This is a genomic window from Hydrogenobaculum sp. Y04AAS1 (assembly GCF_000020785.1).
Classification (GTDB): domain Bacteria; phylum Aquificota; class Aquificia; order Aquificales; family Aquificaceae; genus Hydrogenobaculum.
In genome coordinates this window covers 88,945-107,664 of the sequence record NC_011126.1, presented here as the reverse complement: position 1 = coordinate 107,664, position 18,720 = coordinate 88,945, and the positions used below count along the sequence as shown (strand labels likewise).

Sequence of the window (18,720 nt, the reverse complement as noted above, 5' to 3'; positions counted from 1 at the left end):
TGTTTAAAGCCGTGTGCATCTGATATAATCAACACTTATGCAAAACAAATACATAATAGACATTATCGCGCCAGATAATTTAGACGAATTTGTAAATCTCATAAAAGATTATATAAAAGTATCAGATATAGTATGCTTAGAAGGTGATCTTGGATCGGGAAAAACTACGTTTGTAAAAGCTTTCCTAAAAAGCTACAATTTTCACGACGTATCAAGTCCAACGTTTTCTATAATAAACGAATACAAGTTGAAAGATTTTGATGTACTGCACGTAGACTTCTGTAGAATAGAAAATGTAAAGAGTTTTATAGATTATATAAAAGAAAAACAAAGCGAATCTATAACCTTTGTAGAGTGGCCAAAAGAAATAGAATGCACAAAAAAACTTAGTATAAAAGATATAGGTAAAAATAGAAGGCTGTTTAAATTATGTCTATAGATGCTATAATAATAGGTGGGCCCACGGCATCCGGTAAAACAGAAATTGCTCACGAGTTGGCAAAGCTTTTAAATACCGAGATAATAAGTGCCGATTCAATGTGTGTATACAAGTTTATGAACATAGGCACCGCAAAGCCAAGTTTAGAAAAAAGAAAAGAGATAAAATATCATATGATAGATGTAGTATTACCAAATGAATATTTTGATACTTATATATATGTGGAAAAAGCAAAAAGCATTATCAAACAAATAAAAGAAAAAGGTAAAATTCCCATAATAGTAGGTGGCACATATCTCTATATCCAAGCACTCTTATATGGCTTACCTGAAACTTCAGAACCAGATTTTAGACTTAGAAAGAAATTAGAAAGCATAGCAAACAAAAAAGGACTTCATTTTTTATATGAAAAGCTTAAAGTCATAGACAAAGTATACGCAGAAAAAATAGGAAAAAACGATAAAAAACGTATAATAAGAGCGTTAGAAATATTTATAAATACAGGAAAACCATTTTCTTCATTTCACAAATGGCATGAACCTACGATGAAAGTTTTGGGCTTTTATACAAACCTTACTCAAGAGGAGTTAAACAAAAACATAGAAAAAAGAACATACTATATGATAGAGCAAGGGCTTGAAGTAGAATGTATAAATTTGCTTTGTTTAGGGTATAAAGAAGCTATGACATCTTCTCAGGCTATAGGCTATAAGGAAATGATACCTTATATAGAAGGTAAATCAAGCCTCAAAGAGGCTATAGAAAATATAATAAAAAACACAAAAGAGTATGCTTCAAGGCAAAGAAGATGGTTTCAAAAAACCACCTTCACACCAATAAGAACTATTGAAGATATCAAACACCACCTGCAATCGCTGGTACTATAGAAAGCGTATCTCCATCTTTTAGCTCTGTATCTATACCTTTTAAGAATCTTATATCCTCATCGTTTAAATAAAGGTTTACAAACCTTCTTAGTTCTCCATTTTCATCCACAAGCCTTTCTTTAAAACCAGGATAAGAGGCTTCTAAGGCATCTATAAGCTCTCTTATGTTTTTAGCCTCTACACTTACTTCTCCTTGGCCATTGGCCAACCTTCTCAAAGGTGTTGGTATTCTAACGGTTATAGCCATATCATCTCCTTAAAGCCAAAAGGCACCGCCACTTATATAGCGCTATACGGCAAGCGCTGGTTAGAGTTATAATTATAGCACAAAACTTTCTAAAGCAAATCTCTACACATATTCATGTTGCAAAATATTGCATACTTATTTTGATCATCCCTTTTTAAAGGTTATACAATATATTAAAAGCATGGAAAACTTAAATTATTCAAAATTTAACAGGATATTTTTGGCTGGTAAAGATAAGGGCGATTTATCAAAGGAATTAGAGCATTTGCTTATATCTGTAAAAGTCCTTTACAAATCTTACATGATAGATATAGAAAACATGGATAAAGAGGATATAAAATACGATTACTTAGAACATAAGAACAACTATGAAAATACGATAAGACCATTTTTGATGAAAAAGGATATACTCATGGATAAAAACCTATGTGAAAAAGCAGATCAGATATCAAAAACTTATGAGGAATTCTTAGAAACTCTGGCGAAAAAGATATAAAGCTAAATACCACCTTTAAACATATCAAATATCTGATTTACATCCTTATCGCCTCTACCGGAGAGGTTTATTATCATTAAAGAACCGGGGTTTTCTTTGGCAATATCTATAGCCTTTATAACAGCATGAGAAGATTCCAAAGCAGGTATTATACCTTCTGTTTTTGCTAAAAGCTTAAAACCCTCCAGCGCCTCTTCGTCAGTAGCATATATGTATGTAGCTCTTTTTGTAGCTTTTAAGAAAGCATGCTCCGGACCCACACCAGGATAATCAAGACCAGCAGATACAGAATGAGTACCCAATATTTGACCTTCTTCATCCTGCATAAAGTAAGATTTCATGCCATGAAGTATTCCCACTTCACCATCCGATAAAGGTGCCGCATGTTTTTTACTGGCAAGACCAAGCCCACCTGCTTCAACACCTATAAGCTTAACCTCTTTATCATCTATAAAAGGGTAAAAAATACCTATGGAGTTCGAACCACCACCTACACAAGCTATAACAAAATTAGGAAGTCTTCCCTCTTTTTCTATTATTTGAGACCTTGTCTCTTCTCCTATTACTTTTTGAAAATCTCTCACTATCATAGGAAAAGGATGGGGGCCCACCACAGAACCAACTACATAATGAGTAGTTTCAACGTTTGTAACCCAATCTCTCAACGCTTCATTGATGGCATCTTTTAATGTTTTTGTACCAGAGGTTACCACTTCCACCTTTGCACCTAAAAGCTCCATTCTAAAAACATTTAACCTCTGACGCCTAACGTCTTCTTCACCCATATAAACCACGCATTCAAGACCAAGCAACGCACAAGCGGTAGCCGTAGCCACACCATGTTGTCCTGCACCTGTCTCAGCTATGATACGGTGTTTATCCATTTTTTTGGCCAAAAGGCATTGTCCTATGGCGTTGTTTATCTTGTGCGCCCCTGTATGAAGCAAATCTTCTCTTTTGAGATATATCTTAGCACCGGCAAGCTCAGAAAGCTTTTGGGCAAAATAAAGAGGGGTTGGCCTTCCAGCGTAATCTTTCAGATAATAATTTAGTTGATTTTTAAAAAATTCGTCGTCTTTGAGTTTTTTATAAAAATATTCAAGCTCTTCAAGAGCATACATCAATGTTTCAGGCAAAAACCTTCCACCAAAAGCTATATCTCCTTCTTTAAAATAACCTTTTTCGTCCGGTTGACTGTACATACAAATATTTTACATCAATAGGCTATGTGAAGTGCATCCAAAATAGATTTATTTTTTATAAGGTCTTTCTTAGCCCATACTTCATTTTGAGTATCCCATATACCTATCATAAGACTGTAATCTTTTTCATCTTTGTTATAAAGTTTTACAAAACCAAGTATCTTTAAAAATTCGTCTTCGTTGTTTGGCAACTCTTTTGCCTTTCTATATAGATATTTACTAGCTTCTTTTGTAATGTAAACAGATTTTAAATTCACACCGAAATTTACAAGCTCAATATAAAAAGAAACAATATCTTCTATATCGTAGTTTTGTTTTAACATATAAAGTAAAACATTCTTTGCTATTTGCTCTATAAAAGCTTTTTGCTGTTTTAAAAATGGAGAAAGGACTTCTATGTGTGATATATTTGAGATAATTTGTTTTATAAGCTCTTCGTAATGCTTTATATTCTCTTTAATTGTATTGTATATCAAAAACTCCGTTATATCCTTCTTAAAAGCCCCAAACATATTAGACACATCTAAATCTTTTATATTAAACTCAAAAGAATTTTGCTCAAGGGTTTCTTTATCTTTTAAAAATACATATATATAATTTCCAGAGATTGAAATTCTGTAATAAAATTTAACAAAATACCCTTCGTCCTTTATATAACCGTAGTGATTCATAATAGCCAAATAAGACGCTACATCTTCAAGGGTGTAAACCTTGGCATCTTTTATATACACATCTTTTGCGGTAGGTCTTTCCTTGGTATTGCCTTTGGCATTTTGCAGAATGTTTATAAAAGGTATCTCAATGTCTTCATAGTCTTTTAACAAGTATATTGCATACTTTGCCATATCAAGAGCGTGTTTTACCTCAACTCCAGATACGTCGTCAAAAAACCAAGCATCTGAAGAGAATGAGAACTGTACACATTTATAAGCGTTTAGAAGTTTGGCAAAAGCAAGCTTATACTCTTCATCGTCAATGCCTTTTTCTTTCAAAAACTCTTCTGTATCCTTTACACCAAGAATAACATCTATGTATTCAAATAAAAGTTGTTTTAAATCTATTTTAAACTTTTTAGCTATATTTTCTAAATTTTCTCTGACTTTTTGTCTTAGAAACTCTAAAGCCTCTCTCAAAGGACCACGCCAGTACTGATTCCAATCTGGATGAGCACCAGAGTTGCAACCACAATGGGTTCGCCAGCGCTCTATTCCATGCGGACAACTCCAAGAGGTATTTTCTACCAATTTAAATTCATAATCAAAATCTTTTAACTCTTCTACAAGATCATTTAGAGCTTTTAAAGGTATAAGCTTTGAAAGATAAGCAAGTCCCATCTCCCCAAACTTTTTATGATGACCAAAGGTCTCTCCATCGGTGGCAACGATTGGAATAATATCTCCAGATTGTTTGAAAGCATCCACCAGTCTTTTTACATCTGTAAGAAGATCTTCAAAAGAAACCTTTGCCGAGATTATACCATCGTATATAAAAACCTTGATTTGACCGTTTTTTAGCTTTATATGACCGTAGTTTTTAGAAGTTTTGTTGGAAACCTGATGAGGAGCCAATATGACATACTCTATACCAAAAGCCTTAAAGACTTCCAACGTCTCATAATCTACAGCACACTCTGGTAGCCACATGCCTTTTGGTTTAACACCAAAATAATACTCATGGGTTTTTATGCCCCAATAAACCTGTATCTCTTTATCAAACCGTGGATCTAAAGGTAGTATCGTATGGTTAAAAGCCAAAGCTAAGGCGTTCTTTGAGCTTTTCTTAAGAATATCAAGAATATAAGGCTCATGCTTTTCAAACCAATTAAGTAGCGTATAACCCACGTTGAAGCTGATATTTTCGTAGTTATTTACTATAGCTATCACCAACTCATCTTCTTTTATGTGAGCGTAAGCGTTTGGAAGATAACATTCTCTAAGTATTCTTTTGTTCCAGTTTTCATAAGGATAAGCGGATGCTTCTAAACCAATTTCACCTAAAGACGGGCTTATCCTGATAGGTTGATAAAAATGTCCGTGAACTACAAAGTACTTATGAGCCTGCACCAAACAACCCCTCCTCAAATAGCATCTTCAATGTTTTTTTATCTTTTACAATGCTACCTTCTTTCCCCCTCAAAAACCATATAAACACTCTTGATTGTAAAAGCCCTAAAAATGTAAAGGCAGCTTCTTCTATGTCTAAATCTTTTTTTATAATACCTTCTTCAATACCTCTATGAAAAAGGATGCTTATAAGATCAAAATAGTTTTCTAAAAAACTTACAACAGCTCTATTATCGTATATGTTTGACCTTGATACTTCAAAGCACAGAACCGGAATAGCGCCTTTACTTTTCTCAAGCATGTCTATATGAGTATCCATTATTTTATCTATCTTTTGCTGGATCGATAAATCCCTATCAAATACTATACTTCTTATAGCTGTTAGACACTCTCCTGTATACTTTTTGACTACTGTTTGGACTATGTCGTTCATATCTTTAAAATGCTTAAATATAGCGGCGTCGGTTATATTGAGCCTAGCGGCTATGTTTTTTGCCGTAAAGCCTCTTAAACCTTCCTGAGCAATTATCTCAGCCGCTATCTCTATTATTTTGTCTTTTGTGCTTTCTCTTTGAGGTGTCTTTTCTTCTACTGTCTTATGCACTTGCTTCTACCGGCTCTATACTGACAAAATTCTTTTTACCTTTCTCTTCAAACTTCACTATACCATCTTTAAGAGCAAAGATAGTATAGTCAGATCCAAGCCCCACATTTTTGCCGGGATGTACCTTGGTCCCTCTTTGACGGATTATAATAGAACCAGCTTTTACAAACTGTCCGCCAAAAGCCTTAACGCCAAGACGCTTTGAATTACTATCTCTACCGTTTCTTGTCGAACCACCACTTGCCTTTGATGCCATAACTTACTCTCCTATAGATAGTATAGAGATTTTTGTATAAAACTGCCTATGCCCTCTTAACTTCTTAGAATGTTTTTTTGGAAGATGCTTGAAAATAAGCACCTTCTTATCTTTAGCAGTAGATAGAACTTTAGCCTTTACCTTACCACCAAACTTAACAGTGCCATCTTTTACTATGTTTAAAGCCGGAAGTTCTATCTCCTCATTTTCTCCAAAAGGAAGCTTTTCCACTTTTAAAACATCGCCTTCTTTAACTAAGTACTGTTTAGACCCTGTTTCTATAACAGCATACATAATCACTAACCTCTCTTTAATTTAAGATTGATAATTATAACAAGTAAAATACTAAAAATCTATGATATTTAGCAGTTAGTTGGGCATATGCCAGTGCCAGATGTATCTCTTATGCCGACATAAGAAACACATATCATATAGTACTGGTTTATATAAGAATCATAAACACATACATTTCCATTTTGAGCGCTCACACCCCTTGAATCAAAGGATATATAACCCGGATTTCCTGTATAGCTAAGATAAGAAGCCTCGTAAGAGGGTAAAGTATAAGACTCTACAATATTACCGCCACAAGAGGAGTTTGGATAAAGTCCCAAATTATAAATAGTTAAAGAAGAACCAGTGCTGTTGCACAAAGAAACATAAACCGAGTTTGATATTGCATAGGTTTTTGCTTCCATAACAAGAGAATGTAGCCTCTGACCTTCAGAATAGAGTTTGTATTGATGATACCACCTCATACTAGGTCCCACAAATATATATGTCAAGATGGCAAGTATGGCTATCACCACAAGAAGCTCAACTATAGAAAAAGCTTTGCTTAATTTTTTGACACTTTTCATTAAATCACCGTATAAATATTATATCGTAAAAAAAATAAAAAATTAAAATCGGAATGCCGGGACTCGAACCCGGGACCCCTGGCCCCCCATGCCAGTGCGCTACCACCTGCGCCACATTCCGTTAGACTTTTTTCTTGTGGTTTACTTGCAACACAAAATTTTGGCTTGGTTTGAACGTGAGGTTGTATCTTGGGGGAATCTTATACAAATCACCAGTCTTTGGATTTCTTCCTATACGGGGTTTTCTTTCTTTTATATAAAAAGTACCAAAACCAGAAAGCTGAATTTTATTTTCCTTTTTTGATATGATAGCATCTTCTAACGCATTTAAAAACATATTTATTATACGAGATACATCTCTTTTCTTTAGTTTAGTATTTTGTTTTTGCAACTTTATCATAACTTGATCCAACAAATCTTTCTTTCTCATAATATATATAAAAAGTATAACACAATTATGAAAATTATAAATATGATACCAATTCTAAGGTTTATGGCTTTTGATATGCTAAGAGAAAATATCAAAGTACTCAAAATACTAAAGAATCCCCCCACCATAAGCATATTTGGTATACGCCAATCGGTAAACCAAAGTCCCAAGCTCACCGGCATACAAGATTGAAAAACCAAAGACCCTACGATATTGCCTATAGACGACTTTAACTTTCCTTTTCTAGCCCAGATAAAAGCGTTTGAAAGTTCTGGAAGTTCTGTGGCAAGGGGAGAAAACACCAAAGCACTTTTGTAAGCATCCCATCCAAGAAGATGAGATACACCTTCTATACTTAGCACAAGCCCATCTATTACAAAAGGAAGCGTAAAAATCACCAACAAACCCTGAACTACGGCAAGGATCTTGATATAACCTTTTATCCCAAGTTTAGAGGAAAAAATAGAGAAAAAAAGTTTTTCATTCTCTTCTTCATCTTTAGTTCTGCGGCTTTTAAACTGAATATATACAAAGTACGCATAGATTGTCAAAAACAACAACACAAAAGGCTTTTTAACAGGTAAAAAATTTATCAATAAGGCCGTGTTAAAAGCAAACAAGAAAAATAGTATATTTGCCAAGTCGTACAAGTCTTTAAATCTCTTATATTTGGCTTCTATCACTAAAAGCATAAAACCAAAACCAAACATACTAAGAAACATAGGCCCACCAAATATAGAACCTATACCAATATGGGTGGTATCAACAGAGCCTTTTAGAAAAGATATAAGTGGCACCAAAAACTCCGGCAACGTAGTCACCAAAGACGCTATCACAGAGGAGCTAATACCCTCTGGAATGTTTAACTCGTGAGACAAAACATCTATAGCATTTACAATCACTTCCGCCAATACATATATTAAAATCATGTAAACAGCTATAAGGATAAAATCCATGCAAATATTATACTATGCTATAATATATATATGCCCATAGATGAAGCTTATAAGACCAAAGACCTAAGAAAGCTTTTGGACTTCAAAGCTTATATCGAGCCTATTATAAAAGAAGAAATTGAAAACATAGATGAAGACGATTTGGAGTTTGGATACTCTTTTGAAAAAGAACTTGACAAAAACCTTTGGGATGAGGCCGTAGAACAAAACAACTACTACGATGTAAAAACAGAAATATTGGAACACCACGACGGAGTTTATCTAAAAAGCACATTTATAAACTCAATAGAAAATATAACTGCAGAAAGATACGTAAACATAAGATCAAACGCAAAAATAGAAATCTCTTACAGATGCTTTATAGATGTAGACAACATCAAAGCTATAATAGAGAAAAAAGATAAGTTTAAAATCACTTTAAAAAGTGGATGATTTATTTTTATCGATAGGGGATTTATCAGCCGCTAACTATGTAGTAAATATATTAAAACATTTAAAAGATAAGCATCTAAACATATCAGGTATAACAGACACACGCATGGAAGAGCTTGGAGTAAAACCTATAGCCAACATAAAAGATTTAAATTTGGTGGGCATAATAGAAGTCCTTCCAAAGGTTTTTAAGATAAGAAAGATATTAAATCTTGCTTTAGAAAAAGCCAACAACTCAAGATGGGTGATACTTTGCGATGCTCCTGGGTTTAACTTCCGTCTTATGAAAAACATAAAACACAACCATATAATATATTTTATATCTCCTCAGGTATGGGCTTGGAAACCCCAAAGGATAAAAGAGATTGTAAAGTATGTAAGACATCTTATCGTTATACTTCCTTTTGAGCTTGATATATATAAACCATATGAAAACGAGCACTTTAACGTCCACTATTTTGGTCATCCTCTTCTTGATATTATAAAACCCTCAAGTATACAAAAAGAAAATATAATAGCAATGCTCCCAGGTTCTAGAAACTCTGAGTTTAAAAGACATATTGGGCTTTTAGAAGAGCTATCTTATTATATTTATAAAACTTTTCATATGAAAAGCCTAATACCTCTGGCAAGCACGGTAGATTATCCAATATACAAAAAAGAATATATAGAAACCACAAAAGAAAGTTCTTTGGATGTGATGAGAAGGGCAAAGTTTGGCATAATAGCCTCTGGGACAGCTTCTTTAGAAGCATCACTTTTAGGACTTCCTCATATAATATTTTATAGATTAAACCCAATAACGCTTCAAATAGCAAAACGCCTTGTAAAATCAAAATATATAGGTCTTCCAAACATAATAATGGATAAAGAGATAATACCAGAGCTCATACAACCATCAAAAGAAGATATTATAAATGTTGTAAGCTCTTATTTAGAAAACACTTCAAAGGTAAACGCTATGAGAGAAAACCTTTCTTTTTTAAGAGAAAAACTTGGCCCAGAAAATGCTACACAAAGAATAGCAGATTTTATAGAGTATATTTTAAAATCGGGGTAGCAGGACTCGAACCTGCGACATTCGGCTCCCAAAGCCGACGCTCTACCACCTGAGCCACACCCCGTAGTATATACATTATAGCACAACTTTTAATTTTGTAAAGGGGTTTTTATAAATTTTTATAATATAGCACTCTATTAGCCAATACCAAGCTCTTTTAACTTTCTCCAAAGAGTGGTACGGTGTATACCAAGCATTTTTGCCGCCAAACTCTTGTTGTAATTTACCTTTTCTAAGACAGCCTTTATCCTTTCTTTTTCTTCTTGCTGTTTATGGTTGTTGCTTTGAAAATCTAAACTTATATCTTCGATATTTATTATGCTACCTCTACATGTTATTACAGCCTTTTCTATAATATGCTCTAATTCTCTGATGTTACCTGGAAAATCATAACCAAGGAGCATTTTTATAGCATCACCAGATATTGATTTTACCCTTTTTGAATAGAGTTTTGAATATTTTTCTATAAAATTATTTATTAAAAGCGGTATATCTTCTTTTCTTTCTCTAAGAGGGGGTAGATATATGTTCACAACACTTAACCTGTAATAAAGATCTTCTCTAAAACGTCCTTGTCTCATAAGCTCTTTTATGTCTTTGTTGGTGGAAGCTATAATCCTTGTATTTGTCTTTCTAGGGGTGTTTGAGCCAAGCCTTTCAAATTCTTTTTCTTCCACAAGGTGGAGAATTTTTGCCTGTAAGCTCAGTGGCATATCCCCTATCTCATCCAAAAACAAAGTTCCGCCATCAGCTATCTCCGCTTTACCGGGTTTATCTTTTGTGGCCCCTGTAAAAGCTCCTTTTACGTATCCAAAAAGCTCTGCCTCCAAGAGGTTCTCTGGTATAGCAGCACAGTTTACTTTAACAAAAGGAGCATCTCTTCTTGGGGACAAAAGATGTATGTATTTTGCCAAAAGGCTTTTGCCTATGCCGGTTTCTCCTTCTATAAGCACGTTTACATTGTGCTCTGAACAAGATTTCACTAAATCAAGTACTTTTTGAAATGTTGGGCTTTTGGTAAAAATGTAATCTAGTTTATCGCAAAAAGACATATTATCTTGCTGGATCACATAAAAAGATACCACATAACCAAAACCAAGATTCATAGGGGATACAAGCGTTGATGCTTTTTGCCTACCACACGGAGTTTCTATGTATACATCTGTTCTTTCTCCTTGTGGAGGAAACTCTTCTAAACTCAGATTCACAAGCTCTTTTATATGCCTTCCTATCAAAGATTCTTCGCTGGTTCTACAAAGCATTTTTTTGGCTATATTGTTGTGCTCTACTATATAACCGTTTTCATCCAAAACAAGTATTGCCTCTACTATAGAGTTTAAAATTGTTTCTTTGTAGGTTTTTTGTCTTTGAGATTCTAATATACAAGAAACTACGTTGCTTACATCTTTAAAGACCTCCACTACCCCCTCGCATTTATCACCATTAAAAAGAGGGCTCATACTCCAACAAGCATGAACATCTGTGTTGGTTTTTATATCGTAAACCTGCACGCTTTCTCTCTCTTCCAAAACAAGCTTTAAGGGACAAGAATTACATATACTAAAAAGTCCTTTACAAAAATCGTTTTCTTTTACGTCAAGAAGCTTTTTAGCAGAATCGTTGGCATAAACTATCTTATAGTCTAAGCCTATTACCAAAACCCCGTCAAGAAGCTCATCGAGTATACTAAAATCCATAAAACATATCAAGCATTCCAATCCACAGGTACGCTACCCATCATCCTCAAGCTCTCCTCAAAAGCTCCCATATATTTCATAGCTGTTATCATAGAACCCTTAAACTTTAACTTCTTTGTAAGCATGGCAGCTTTTGGTCCCATTTGCCCTGTAGCAAGCGATTTCCAGTCTTCCAATGTAGCCCACATTTCAAAATCGTAATCTTTACCGTCTGCCATTCCACAGCTTATAGCCTCTCCATTTTTTATTATAAGCTCTACCGCTTCATTCTCTTTAGAGATTATATAATATTTTAGCTTAGCAGAGAAGTTTTTAAGATCATTTTTAAGTTTCTCGTTTTTGTTCCATTGATCTTTGTAAGCTTTTATAAAATCATAAGATAAAAATTTATACATAATTCCACTCCTAAACAAAAAATGTGGGGGCTCCCCACCCCCAGTAACACCATAAACCTTAGGAAGAAAGAGCTTTGAACACTTCGTTAAAAGAAACTTCGTCGTTGTTTACAAAAACACCAACACCTTTTACAACGCAAACAGAGTACTTTGGACCAGTAAGAGCAAAGCCTACAAGAGGAGTCCACTCTTTACCAGACATGGCTGTGTAACCTTGGGTTTGCATCTCAGCCATCATCATATTGGCAGCACACATCATGGCGGCCATAGCAGCTTCTTCTTCACTTATGTTGCCTTTGTAAGCCAAGAGTTTACCATCCTGAGAAAACTCACCAGCTGCCCATACACCTTTTATGCTTAAAAGTTGATCAAGGTTTGCCATACTGCACCTCCTTAAATATATTTTGATAGTACTTCAAAGGTCTTGTCAAAATCAGCTTTTGAAAGTTCCAAAAACACACCTACGTTGCCGAAAATACAAGCTACATACTTACCACCAGCCACCGCAAAGCCCTCTACTGGATAAAAACCGCCTTTGCCAGTGTAAGTGCTCCAGCCTTTAGCCTGCATATTACCCATAAGCTTGTTGGCAGCACACATCATAGCTGCAATTTCGGCAGATTTCTCATCTATATCCCCGTAGTAGGCTACCAACCTACCATCGTCTGTAAACTCGCCCGCTGCCACAGCACCCGGGAGAGTCATGAGCTCTTTTAGCTTGCTAACTGTAGCCATAAGCCACACCTCCTAACGTTTGATACTATTTATATGGCAAATATCGTGCCATCATAATGTAATAAACTTTTAATAGTAAACCATTGATATTCTAATGACTTTAAAAAATGCTGATGTTTCATGTTGCATCAATGTTGCATCAATGTTGCAATAGATGTTATTTAAGTGTTTCTTCTATTATAACTTTTGTTTTATCAAAAGCTATAAACTCATATAAGCCGTCTTCAAGCTTTTTAAAATAACTTGGGATAAGTGGAACTTTACCCTTACCACCAGGTAAATCTATAGCGTAAGTGGGTATACCAAACCCGCTTAGCCTTCCTCTCATATAATCCATTATCTCTAAGCCTTTTTCTATGGAGGTCCTAAAATGAATTGTGCCTGTGATGGGGTCACAGTGGAAAAGGTACTGAGGTTTTACCTTTATGCTTAAGAGTTTCCTCATTAGTTCAAGCATCGTTTCTTTGTCATCGTTTACACCTTTTAAAAGTACAGCTTGATTGTTTACTGGCACACCAGCCTTTAGCAGATTTCTTATAGCTACTTTGGCATCTTCTGTGATTTCGTTTGGATGGTTAAAGTGTGTATTTATCCAAAGCTTGTCATATCTCGATAGTATATCAAGAAGCTCCTCATCGTAAAGGCGCTGGGGAAGTGTCACCGGTACCCTTGAGCCTATCCTTATCACTTCAAGATGCTCTATAGAAGATAGGTTATTAAGGATGTATTTTAGTCTTTCGTTATCAAGAGTAAGAGGGTCTCCGCCTGATATTAAAACATCTTTTATGGTTTTATGGTTTTTAATATAATCAAAATAAACATCTAAAAGCTCTTTGGGAGCGGCATGAGTACCCTCTTTGAAAATGCGCTTTCTCATACAATGCCTACAATAAACACCGCAGTAAGAGGTTACACTTATAAGAGCCCTATCTTCGTATCTATGAGTAAGACCTTTTATAAAAGTTTCTTCGTTTAAAGCGTTTGGATGTGAGTTTTGTTGGGCGTTCTCATCTATTTCAAGAGGGCTTGGGACTATTTGAAGCCTTATGGGATCTTTTTTATCTTTGGGATTTTTTACAAGCGATAGATAATAAGGGGTCACGGCAAAAGGATATTCTTCTGCAACAGCATCAAAAAACTTAATCTCTTCGTTAGTTAGCTCTATATATTTTGATAATTCTTCTAAAGTGGTTATACGGTTTTGAAGTTGCCAACGCCAATCATTCCACTTTGACTTGTCAGTTGTTTTTATCATTGGGCTTTTAAAACGCTTAAAAACGCCTCTTGAGGCAAAGATACCTTGCCAAACTGCTTCATGCGTTTTTTACCTTCTTTTTGCTTTTCTAAGAGCTTTCTTTTTCTTGATATATCACCACCATAGCACTTTGCAGTAACGTTTGCTCTCATTGGGGGTATACGCTCTGAAGCTATAATTTTACTACCTATAGCCGCTTGGACGTTTATTTCAAAAAGCTGTCTTGGTATAGTCTCTTTTAGTTGCTCCACCAAAGCCCTTGCTTTTCTGTAAGCTTTATCTTTGTGCACCAAAAACGACAGAGCATCCACTGGTTCTTTGTTTATCATGATAGTTAGTTTTACCAAATCAGATTCTTTATATCCTAAAAACTCATAATCAAAAGATGCATATCCTTTGGAAGCAGATTTTATCTTATCGTGAAAATCCACTATGATCTCTTGAAGTGGCATCTCATACTCAAGCAACGCTGTGTTTTGATCAAGGTAAGAAAATTTTACCTGTATACCCCTTTTATCTTGGCATATATTTATTATATTTCCTACATAGTCTTTGGGTGTAATGATGGTGGCCAATACGTATGGTTCTTCTATATACTCTATAAGGCCAAAGTTGTCTGGTATATCGTTTGAGCTTTTGACCTCTAAGATATCAGATCTATTTTTAAGCTTTAACCTATAAACAACGCTTGGAGCAGTGGTGATAACATCTATGTTGTACTCTCTTGAAAGTCTTTCTTGGACTATTTCCATGTGTAAAAGCCCCAAAAACCCACATCTAAAACCCATACCTATAGCAGGGGATGTTTCTGGTTCGTAAGTGATAGCTGCGTCGTTTATAGAGTATTTTTCTAAAGCATCTCTTAGCTCTTCAAAGTCTGAATCCTCGGTGGGGTAAAGCCCGGCAAAAACCATAGGCTTAGCAGTTTTAAAACCAGGGATTGCTTCTTTGGTGGGGTTTGATTTTAATGTGATAGTATCGCCAACTCTTATATCTCTTACATCTTTTATAGAAGCTGCTATATACCCAACGTCTCCGGCTTTTAGTATAGGAAGCTTTGTCATTTTTGGCGTCTGGGCACCAACCTCAGTAACTTCAAACTCCTTGCCGGTAGAAAATAGCTTTATCCTATCACCTACTTTCAAAGACCCATCAAATATTCTAACAAAAGCCACAGCACCTCTATAAGGATCATAATAAGAATCAAATATGAGAGCTTTTAAAGGTGCATTTTCATCTCCTTTTGGTGGTGGTATCCTCTTTGTGATAGCCTCTAAAATCTCTTCTATCCCTATACCTTCTTTTGCAGAAGCAAGTATAGCCTCATCTGGGTCAAGGCCAAGTATATCTCTTATTTGAAGTTTTATACGATCTGGGTCTGCTGCTGGTAGGTCTATTTTGTTTATTACAGGTATTATAACTAGGTTTTGCTCGACGGCTTTCCAAAAATTTGCCACAGTTTGGGCTTCTATACCTTGTGAGGCATCTATTAAGAGCAAAGCCCCTTCGCAAGCTGCTAAAGATCTTGATACTTCGTAAGAAAAATCTACGTGCCCTGGTGTGTCTATAAGATGCAATGTAAAGTCTTTGTTTTGTATCTTGCTGTGATAGTTTATCTTCACAGCTTGGAGTTTTATCGTGATGCCTCTTTCTCTTTCTATATCAAGAGTATCAAGCATTTGATCTTTTTTTTCTCTATCTGTGATAGCTCCGCAAAACTCTATAAGCCTATCGGCCAATGTAGATTTGCCATGGTCTACATGGGCTATTATCGAGAAGTTTCTTATGTTTTCCATCGGATTATACTAAATACTCTCTTCCAAAATTCTTACTGCATTAGCAACTTTTTTAGCGTTTTGACGGGCTTTTTCTATGTCCTCTGCCAACGCCAAAGCCACTCCCATACGTCTTTTTGGTCTTGTGATGGGCTTTCCAAAGATCCTTAGCTTTGTGTTTGGTATAGATAAAGCCTCTTCAAGATTGTCGTAAGCTGGTATTATACCATCTGTTTTTGCATGAAAACAATAAGAGGCTCCGGCTCCTAAAAGCTCAATATGTATAGGGAGTCCAAGTATTGCTCTTAGATGTATCTCAAACTCAGACATATTTTGAGAGATCATCGTCACCATACCAGTATCGTGGGGTCTTGGAGATATTTCGTTGAATATAACCTCATCTTTTCTTACAAAAAGCTCACATCCAAATATACCATACCCACCAAGTCCTTCTACAACGGTTCTTGCTATATTTTGGGCTTTTTGTAAAAGCTTATCATCCATTGGATGAGGTTGCCAGCTTTCATAATAATCACCTTCTACTTGTATATGACCTATGGGCGGGCAAAACAAAATCCCTTGATTTTTTGTTCTTACTGTGAGCATCGTAATTTCATAATCAAAATCTATAAACTCCTCTACGATAAGTTCTTTTGAATCACCTCTTGCCTTTTCTCTTGCTATATAAAAAGCTTTTTCTAAATCTTGTTCTTTATAAACTATAGACTGACCCTTACCTGAAGAACTCATAACCGGTTTTACCACCACTGGATAACCAAGTTCTTTGGCAGCTTGTTTTAACTCTTCAAACGTATTTACAAATTTATACTTAGAAGTAGGAAGTCCTAGCTCTTCAGCAGCAAATCGCCTTATGGCTATACGGTTCATCGTATATTTTACAGCTTTAGCACAGGGCACTATATTAAAACCTTCTTGCTCTAACTCTATAAGGGCATCTGTATTTATAGCTTCTATCTCAGGAACTATAAAATCGGGGGCTTCCCTATAGGCTATACTCTTTAAAAGCTCTTTATTCTTCATATCTATAACGTAGTATCTTTGGGCTACTTGTTGGGCTGGAGCGTGCTGATATGAATCCACCGCCACAAGCTCTATACCAAGCCTTACAGCTTCTATAGCAAACTCTTTACCAAGTTCACCTGAACCAAGAAGCAATATTTTTGTAGTGTTGTAAGACAATGGGGTGCCTATCATAATTATATTTTATCACATCCGTCGACTTACACCTAACAAAAACTGAAATTTTTTACCAATCTGTTAGATTGCAACGCCTCTGTGCCAAATGACACGGACTTATTCCCCACACTATTCCATAGACTTTTTAGCAGTCTACAGAATTCGTAGTCGCTTTTGATTTTAATGGGATTACAGAGCTTAAATAGTTTGTCTTTTAACCAAACAAAACATTTACCAGTACCTATTTTGATATGGTTTACTGCAGCGTTAATATCAGCATTGAATACTTTGTTTATAACAGTATCCAAGAATAAACCCCTCTTAACACGCTTTCCTTTGAAAGCATTAGTCAAGTCAGGATTATCTTGAATACTTTCTACATCATCACTTATACAGCTTGCTTTAGATGTGTATTTTTCATCTATATAACTTACTTTTATTCCATATTCTTGTGCTTTGTACTCTATGTATTTTAAAAGTTTCACAAATGGTATTTGAATGAAGTTTTGTTTTACAGCTTTGCTTAGTTCACATTCTCCATTGCTCTTTAGCTGTGCTAAGTTTTTGGATATAAAAAGTTCTGATACTCCATGTAGATGTAAATACTCAACTACACGTTTAGCCATTTTATGAAATTGATCTGTAAAAAACCTATTTCTTTTTGAGTATAAGAACGAAATAAATTTACCAATTCTCTTACCTTTCTCTGTATATTTAACAGGATATTTTGTCCCTGTTTTTGATACACCCCATTCTAATACCTCTTTAGATTTTGATTCATTAAGCTTAGCTACAAGTCTATTAAACTTTGCATTGTAATGTTTAAAGGGCTTGCCATCCACTATTAGTGATGGAGTACTTTTGTCGTCTATAAACACTGTTATCAGATTATTTATGCCTATATCTATGCCTGCATATTTGATTTTATCCTTTTCTGTTTTATTTAATTCTTTCAAATAACTAATTTGCAAATACAAATCTCCATTATCATACACAACTCTTGCTGAGTATAACTTGTTTATGTCTGTTAGCTTTTTAACCTGCTCTTTATCCACATGTATATAAACCATGCGGTCAGACAAATTAATACCTACTAAATTTTCCTTCTCTAATCGTGCAAAAGATAAAGAACAGTATTTATCTAATTCTACTGCATAGTTTGTTAGTTTAGAAAGCTTTTTTGGTTTAGGAGGCTTAGGCATTCCTTGAAATAAACTTGGATTTTGTTTATATAACTCTAAACTAGTAAAGTAGGTATTAAAACTTGCTTTTACTCTCTTGATGATATGAGTTAAGTTATGTGATTTCAATTTCTTAGCAGTTTCTTTTAATTCATTCCAAAGTTGATTGTCCTTATATTTGTTCTTGAGATACTCTATCTGAGCTGAATGTTTAGAGTTGTAATCATACAAAGCGTTTCTCATAAGCTGTGGAGAAGTAAGTAAGTTAAAATCATTTGTATCTTTACCATCTTTATATAGATTGTAGTTTTGGTTTATAAGTATTAGCAATATGTTTTCAAAGTGTTTATAAGTAAATAAGATATTTTTTAGTTTCTTTTCTAACTTGTCAGACTTTATTCTTATAGAAAAGGTTCTTAACTCGGTATTTTGAACTAGAGATTGTTTGTTATTCTTTTTCATCCCACTTTCTCAATGTAGTTATATATATACCTGTAAGCTTAGAAAATTTTCTTATCTTATACATACTTTAAATATAGTATAAATTCTAATT

The 18,720-nt window shown here is 34.8% G+C and carries 22 protein-coding genes and 2 tRNA genes; 5 read left to right on the top strand and 19 right to left on the bottom strand.

Features of this window, described 5'->3' with window-relative positions:
• The first annotated feature begins 37 nt into the window (after nt 1–37).
• Both tsaE and miaA read left to right on the top strand, forming a co-directional pair.
• Complete coding sequence (tsaE, locus tag HY04AAS1_RS00610) at nt 38–439, top strand: tRNA (adenosine(37)-N6)-threonylcarbamoyltransferase complex ATPase subunit type 1 TsaE (RefSeq protein ID WP_012513166.1); 402 nt, start codon at nt 38–40, stop codon at nt 437–439.
• Complete coding sequence (miaA, locus tag HY04AAS1_RS00605) at nt 430–1,326, top strand: tRNA (adenosine(37)-N6)-dimethylallyltransferase MiaA (RefSeq protein WP_012513165.1); 897 nt, start codon at nt 430–432, stop codon at nt 1,324–1,326. Before tsaE ends, miaA begins: the two co-directional genes overlap by 10 nt.
• Here miaA and HY04AAS1_RS00600 read toward each other — a convergent pair.
• A complete protein-coding gene (locus HY04AAS1_RS00600; protein WP_012513164.1) occupies nt 1,295–1,573 on the bottom strand; it encodes a ubiquitin-like small modifier protein 1 in 279 nt (92 codons plus the stop codon). The two genes, miaA and HY04AAS1_RS00600, sit on opposite strands and share 32 nt — an antisense overlap.
• Before the next feature lie 181 nt (nt 1,574–1,754).
• Here HY04AAS1_RS00600 and HY04AAS1_RS00595 point away from each other — a divergent pair, with 181 nt between their 5' ends.
• Nucleotides 1,755–2,069 carry a hypothetical protein gene (locus HY04AAS1_RS00595; RefSeq protein WP_012513163.1) on the top strand — a complete coding sequence of 105 codons (315 nt, stop codon included), beginning with the start codon at nt 1,755–1,757 and terminating at the stop codon, nt 2,067–2,069.
• A gap of 2 nt (nt 2,070–2,071) precedes the next feature.
• On the opposite strand, the gene trpB is transcribed toward HY04AAS1_RS00595, so the two are convergent.
• The 9 genes from trpB to HY04AAS1_RS00550 form a co-directional block, all read right to left on the bottom strand.
• Complete coding sequence (trpB, locus tag HY04AAS1_RS00590; RefSeq protein ID WP_012513162.1) at nt 2,072–3,271, bottom strand: tryptophan synthase subunit beta; 1,200 nt, start codon at nt 3,269–3,271, stop codon at nt 2,072–2,074.
• A 14-nt stretch (nt 3,272–3,285) separates the two neighbouring features.
• Nucleotides 3,286–5,334 (bottom strand): DUF3536 domain-containing protein, encoded by a 2,049-nt coding sequence (locus HY04AAS1_RS00585; protein ID WP_012513161.1) that lies wholly within the window; start codon nt 5,332–5,334, stop codon nt 3,286–3,288.
• The gene (locus HY04AAS1_RS00580) at nt 5,321–5,938 is read right to left on the bottom strand and encodes a TetR/AcrR family transcriptional regulator (RefSeq protein ID WP_012513160.1); all 618 of its coding nucleotides are present in this window, start codon (nt 5,936–5,938) and stop codon (nt 5,321–5,323) included. The genes HY04AAS1_RS00585 and HY04AAS1_RS00580 overlap by 14 nt, the downstream gene beginning before the upstream one ends.
• A complete protein-coding gene (gene rpmA, locus HY04AAS1_RS00575; protein WP_012513159.1) occupies nt 5,931–6,194 on the bottom strand; it encodes a 50S ribosomal protein L27 in 264 nt (87 codons plus the stop codon). The genes HY04AAS1_RS00580 and rpmA overlap by 8 nt, the downstream gene beginning before the upstream one ends.
• Nucleotides 6,195–6,197: 3 nt before the next feature.
• Nucleotides 6,198–6,488, bottom strand: coding sequence for a 50S ribosomal protein L21 (rplU, locus tag HY04AAS1_RS00570; RefSeq protein WP_012513158.1), 291 nt, complete (start codon nt 6,486–6,488; stop codon nt 6,198–6,200).
• A 68-nt stretch (nt 6,489–6,556) separates the two neighbouring features.
• The gene (locus tag HY04AAS1_RS00565) at nt 6,557–7,054 is read right to left on the bottom strand and encodes a GspH/FimT family pseudopilin (protein WP_012513157.1); all 498 of its coding nucleotides are present in this window, start codon (nt 7,052–7,054) and stop codon (nt 6,557–6,559) included.
• Nucleotides 7,055–7,102: 48 nt separating this feature from the next.
• Nucleotides 7,103–7,175: transfer RNA gene (locus HY04AAS1_RS00560), tRNA-Pro, on the bottom strand.
• Nucleotides 7,176–7,484: an HU family DNA-binding protein gene (locus tag HY04AAS1_RS00555; RefSeq protein ID WP_012513156.1), complete on the bottom strand. Its 309-nt coding sequence runs from the start codon at nt 7,482–7,484 to the stop codon at nt 7,176–7,178.
• A complete protein-coding gene (locus tag HY04AAS1_RS00550; protein WP_012513155.1) occupies nt 7,481–8,440 on the bottom strand; it encodes a sodium/calcium exchanger membrane protein in 960 nt (319 codons plus the stop codon). Before HY04AAS1_RS00550 ends, HY04AAS1_RS00555 begins: the two co-directional genes overlap by 4 nt.
• Before the next feature lie 30 nt (nt 8,441–8,470).
• Between HY04AAS1_RS00550 and HY04AAS1_RS00545 the strand changes: the two genes are divergently transcribed.
• Both HY04AAS1_RS00545 and lpxB read left to right on the top strand, forming a co-directional pair.
• The gene (locus HY04AAS1_RS00545; RefSeq protein WP_012513154.1) at nt 8,471–8,872 is read left to right on the top strand and encodes a hypothetical protein; all 402 of its coding nucleotides are present in this window, start codon (nt 8,471–8,473) and stop codon (nt 8,870–8,872) included.
• Nucleotides 8,865–9,932 carry a lipid-A-disaccharide synthase gene (gene lpxB / locus HY04AAS1_RS08330; RefSeq protein ID WP_012513153.1) on the top strand — a complete coding sequence of 356 codons (1,068 nt, stop codon included), beginning with the start codon at nt 8,865–8,867 and terminating at the stop codon, nt 9,930–9,932. Before HY04AAS1_RS00545 ends, lpxB begins: the two co-directional genes overlap by 8 nt.
• On the opposite strand, the gene HY04AAS1_RS00535 is transcribed toward lpxB, so the two are convergent.
• The 9 genes from HY04AAS1_RS00535 to HY04AAS1_RS00495 all read right to left on the bottom strand — a co-directional run bounded on the left by HY04AAS1_RS00535 (nt 9,924) and on the right by HY04AAS1_RS00495 (nt 18,629).
• Nucleotides 9,924–9,996, bottom strand: a tRNA-Pro gene (locus HY04AAS1_RS00535). The two genes, lpxB and HY04AAS1_RS00535, sit on opposite strands and share 9 nt — an antisense overlap.
• Nucleotides 9,997–10,069: 73 nt before the next feature.
• Nucleotides 10,070–11,629 (bottom strand): sigma-54-dependent Fis family transcriptional regulator, encoded by a 1,560-nt coding sequence (locus HY04AAS1_RS00530; RefSeq protein ID WP_012513152.1) that lies wholly within the window; start codon nt 11,627–11,629, stop codon nt 10,070–10,072.
• 8 nt (nt 11,630–11,637) lie between these two features.
• Nucleotides 11,638–12,024 carry an SCP2 sterol-binding domain-containing protein gene (locus HY04AAS1_RS00525; RefSeq protein WP_012513151.1) on the bottom strand — a complete coding sequence of 129 codons (387 nt, stop codon included), beginning with the start codon at nt 12,022–12,024 and terminating at the stop codon, nt 11,638–11,640.
• A gap of 58 nt (nt 12,025–12,082) precedes the next feature.
• Complete coding sequence (locus tag HY04AAS1_RS00520; protein WP_012513150.1) at nt 12,083–12,406, bottom strand: DUF2173 family protein; 324 nt, start codon at nt 12,404–12,406, stop codon at nt 12,083–12,085.
• An 11-nt stretch (nt 12,407–12,417) separates the two neighbouring features.
• Nucleotides 12,418–12,759, bottom strand: coding sequence for a DUF2173 family protein (locus HY04AAS1_RS00515; RefSeq protein ID WP_012513149.1), 342 nt, complete (start codon nt 12,757–12,759; stop codon nt 12,418–12,420).
• 157 nt (nt 12,760–12,916) lie between these two features.
• Nucleotides 12,917–14,014, bottom strand: coding sequence for a KamA family radical SAM protein (locus HY04AAS1_RS00510; RefSeq protein ID WP_012513148.1), 1,098 nt, complete (start codon nt 14,012–14,014; stop codon nt 12,917–12,919).
• The gene (gene lepA / locus HY04AAS1_RS00505; RefSeq protein WP_012513147.1) at nt 14,011–15,810 is read right to left on the bottom strand and encodes a translation elongation factor 4; all 1,800 of its coding nucleotides are present in this window, start codon (nt 15,808–15,810) and stop codon (nt 14,011–14,013) included. Before lepA ends, HY04AAS1_RS00510 begins: the two co-directional genes overlap by 4 nt.
• A 9-nt stretch (nt 15,811–15,819) precedes the next feature.
• On the bottom strand, nt 15,820–17,004 hold the full coding sequence (gene purT / locus HY04AAS1_RS00500; RefSeq protein WP_012513146.1) for a formate-dependent phosphoribosylglycinamide formyltransferase: 1,185 nt from the start codon (nt 17,002–17,004) through the stop codon (nt 15,820–15,822).
• A 32-nt stretch (nt 17,005–17,036) separates the two neighbouring features.
• The gene (locus HY04AAS1_RS00495; protein WP_012513145.1) at nt 17,037–18,629 is read right to left on the bottom strand and encodes an RNA-guided endonuclease TnpB family protein; all 1,593 of its coding nucleotides are present in this window, start codon (nt 18,627–18,629) and stop codon (nt 17,037–17,039) included.
• Nucleotides 18,630–18,720: the final 91 nt, after the last annotated feature.

Excerpts from the sequence above, each read along its gene's own strand:
- miaA (WP_012513165.1), top strand. The coding sequence starts at position 430 with ATGTCTATAGATGCTATAATAATAGGTGGGCCCACGGCATCCGGTAAA.
- HY04AAS1_RS00530 (WP_012513152.1), bottom strand. The coding sequence starts at position 11,629 with ATGGATTTTAGTATACTCGATGAGCTTCTTGACGGGGTTTTGGTAATA.
- rplU (WP_012513158.1), bottom strand. The coding sequence starts at position 6,488 with ATGTATGCTGTTATAGAAACAGGGTCTAAACAGTACTTAGTTAAAGAA.
- HY04AAS1_RS00520 (WP_012513150.1), bottom strand. The coding sequence starts at position 12,406 with ATGGCAAACCTTGATCAACTTTTAAGCATAAAAGGTGTATGGGCAGCT.
- HY04AAS1_RS00510 (WP_012513148.1), bottom strand. The coding sequence starts at position 14,014 with ATGATAAAAACAACTGACAAGTCAAAGTGGAATGATTGGCGTTGGCAA.
- HY04AAS1_RS00555 (WP_012513156.1), bottom strand. The coding sequence starts at position 7,484 with ATGAGAAAGAAAGATTTGTTGGATCAAGTTATGATAAAGTTGCAAAAA.
- purT (WP_012513146.1), bottom strand. The coding sequence starts at position 17,004 with ATGATAGGCACCCCATTGTCTTACAACACTACAAAAATATTGCTTCTT.
- HY04AAS1_RS00550 (WP_012513155.1), bottom strand. The coding sequence starts at position 8,440 with ATGGATTTTATCCTTATAGCTGTTTACATGATTTTAATATATGTATTG.
- HY04AAS1_RS00565 (WP_012513157.1), bottom strand. The coding sequence starts at position 7,054 with ATGAAAAGTGTCAAAAAATTAAGCAAAGCTTTTTCTATAGTTGAGCTT.
- HY04AAS1_RS00525 (WP_012513151.1), bottom strand. The coding sequence starts at position 12,024 with ATGTATAAATTTTTATCTTATGATTTTATAAAAGCTTACAAAGATCAA.
- HY04AAS1_RS00515 (WP_012513149.1), bottom strand. The coding sequence starts at position 12,759 with ATGGCTACAGTTAGCAAGCTAAAAGAGCTCATGACTCTCCCGGGTGCT.
- HY04AAS1_RS00600 (WP_012513164.1), bottom strand. The coding sequence starts at position 1,573 with ATGGCTATAACCGTTAGAATACCAACACCTTTGAGAAGGTTGGCCAAT.
- HY04AAS1_RS00595 (WP_012513163.1), top strand. The coding sequence starts at position 1,755 with ATGGAAAACTTAAATTATTCAAAATTTAACAGGATATTTTTGGCTGGT.
- trpB (WP_012513162.1), bottom strand. The coding sequence starts at position 3,271 with ATGTACAGTCAACCGGACGAAAAAGGTTATTTTAAAGAAGGAGATATA.
- HY04AAS1_RS00495 (WP_012513145.1), bottom strand. The coding sequence starts at position 18,629 with ATGAAAAAGAATAACAAACAATCTCTAGTTCAAAATACCGAGTTAAGA.
- lepA (WP_012513147.1), bottom strand. The coding sequence starts at position 15,810 with ATGGAAAACATAAGAAACTTCTCGATAATAGCCCATGTAGACCATGGC.
- rpmA (WP_012513159.1), bottom strand. The coding sequence starts at position 6,194 with ATGGCATCAAAGGCAAGTGGTGGTTCGACAAGAAACGGTAGAGATAGT.
- HY04AAS1_RS00545 (WP_012513154.1), top strand. The coding sequence starts at position 8,471 with ATGCCCATAGATGAAGCTTATAAGACCAAAGACCTAAGAAAGCTTTTG.
- tsaE (WP_012513166.1), top strand. The coding sequence starts at position 38 with ATGCAAAACAAATACATAATAGACATTATCGCGCCAGATAATTTAGAC.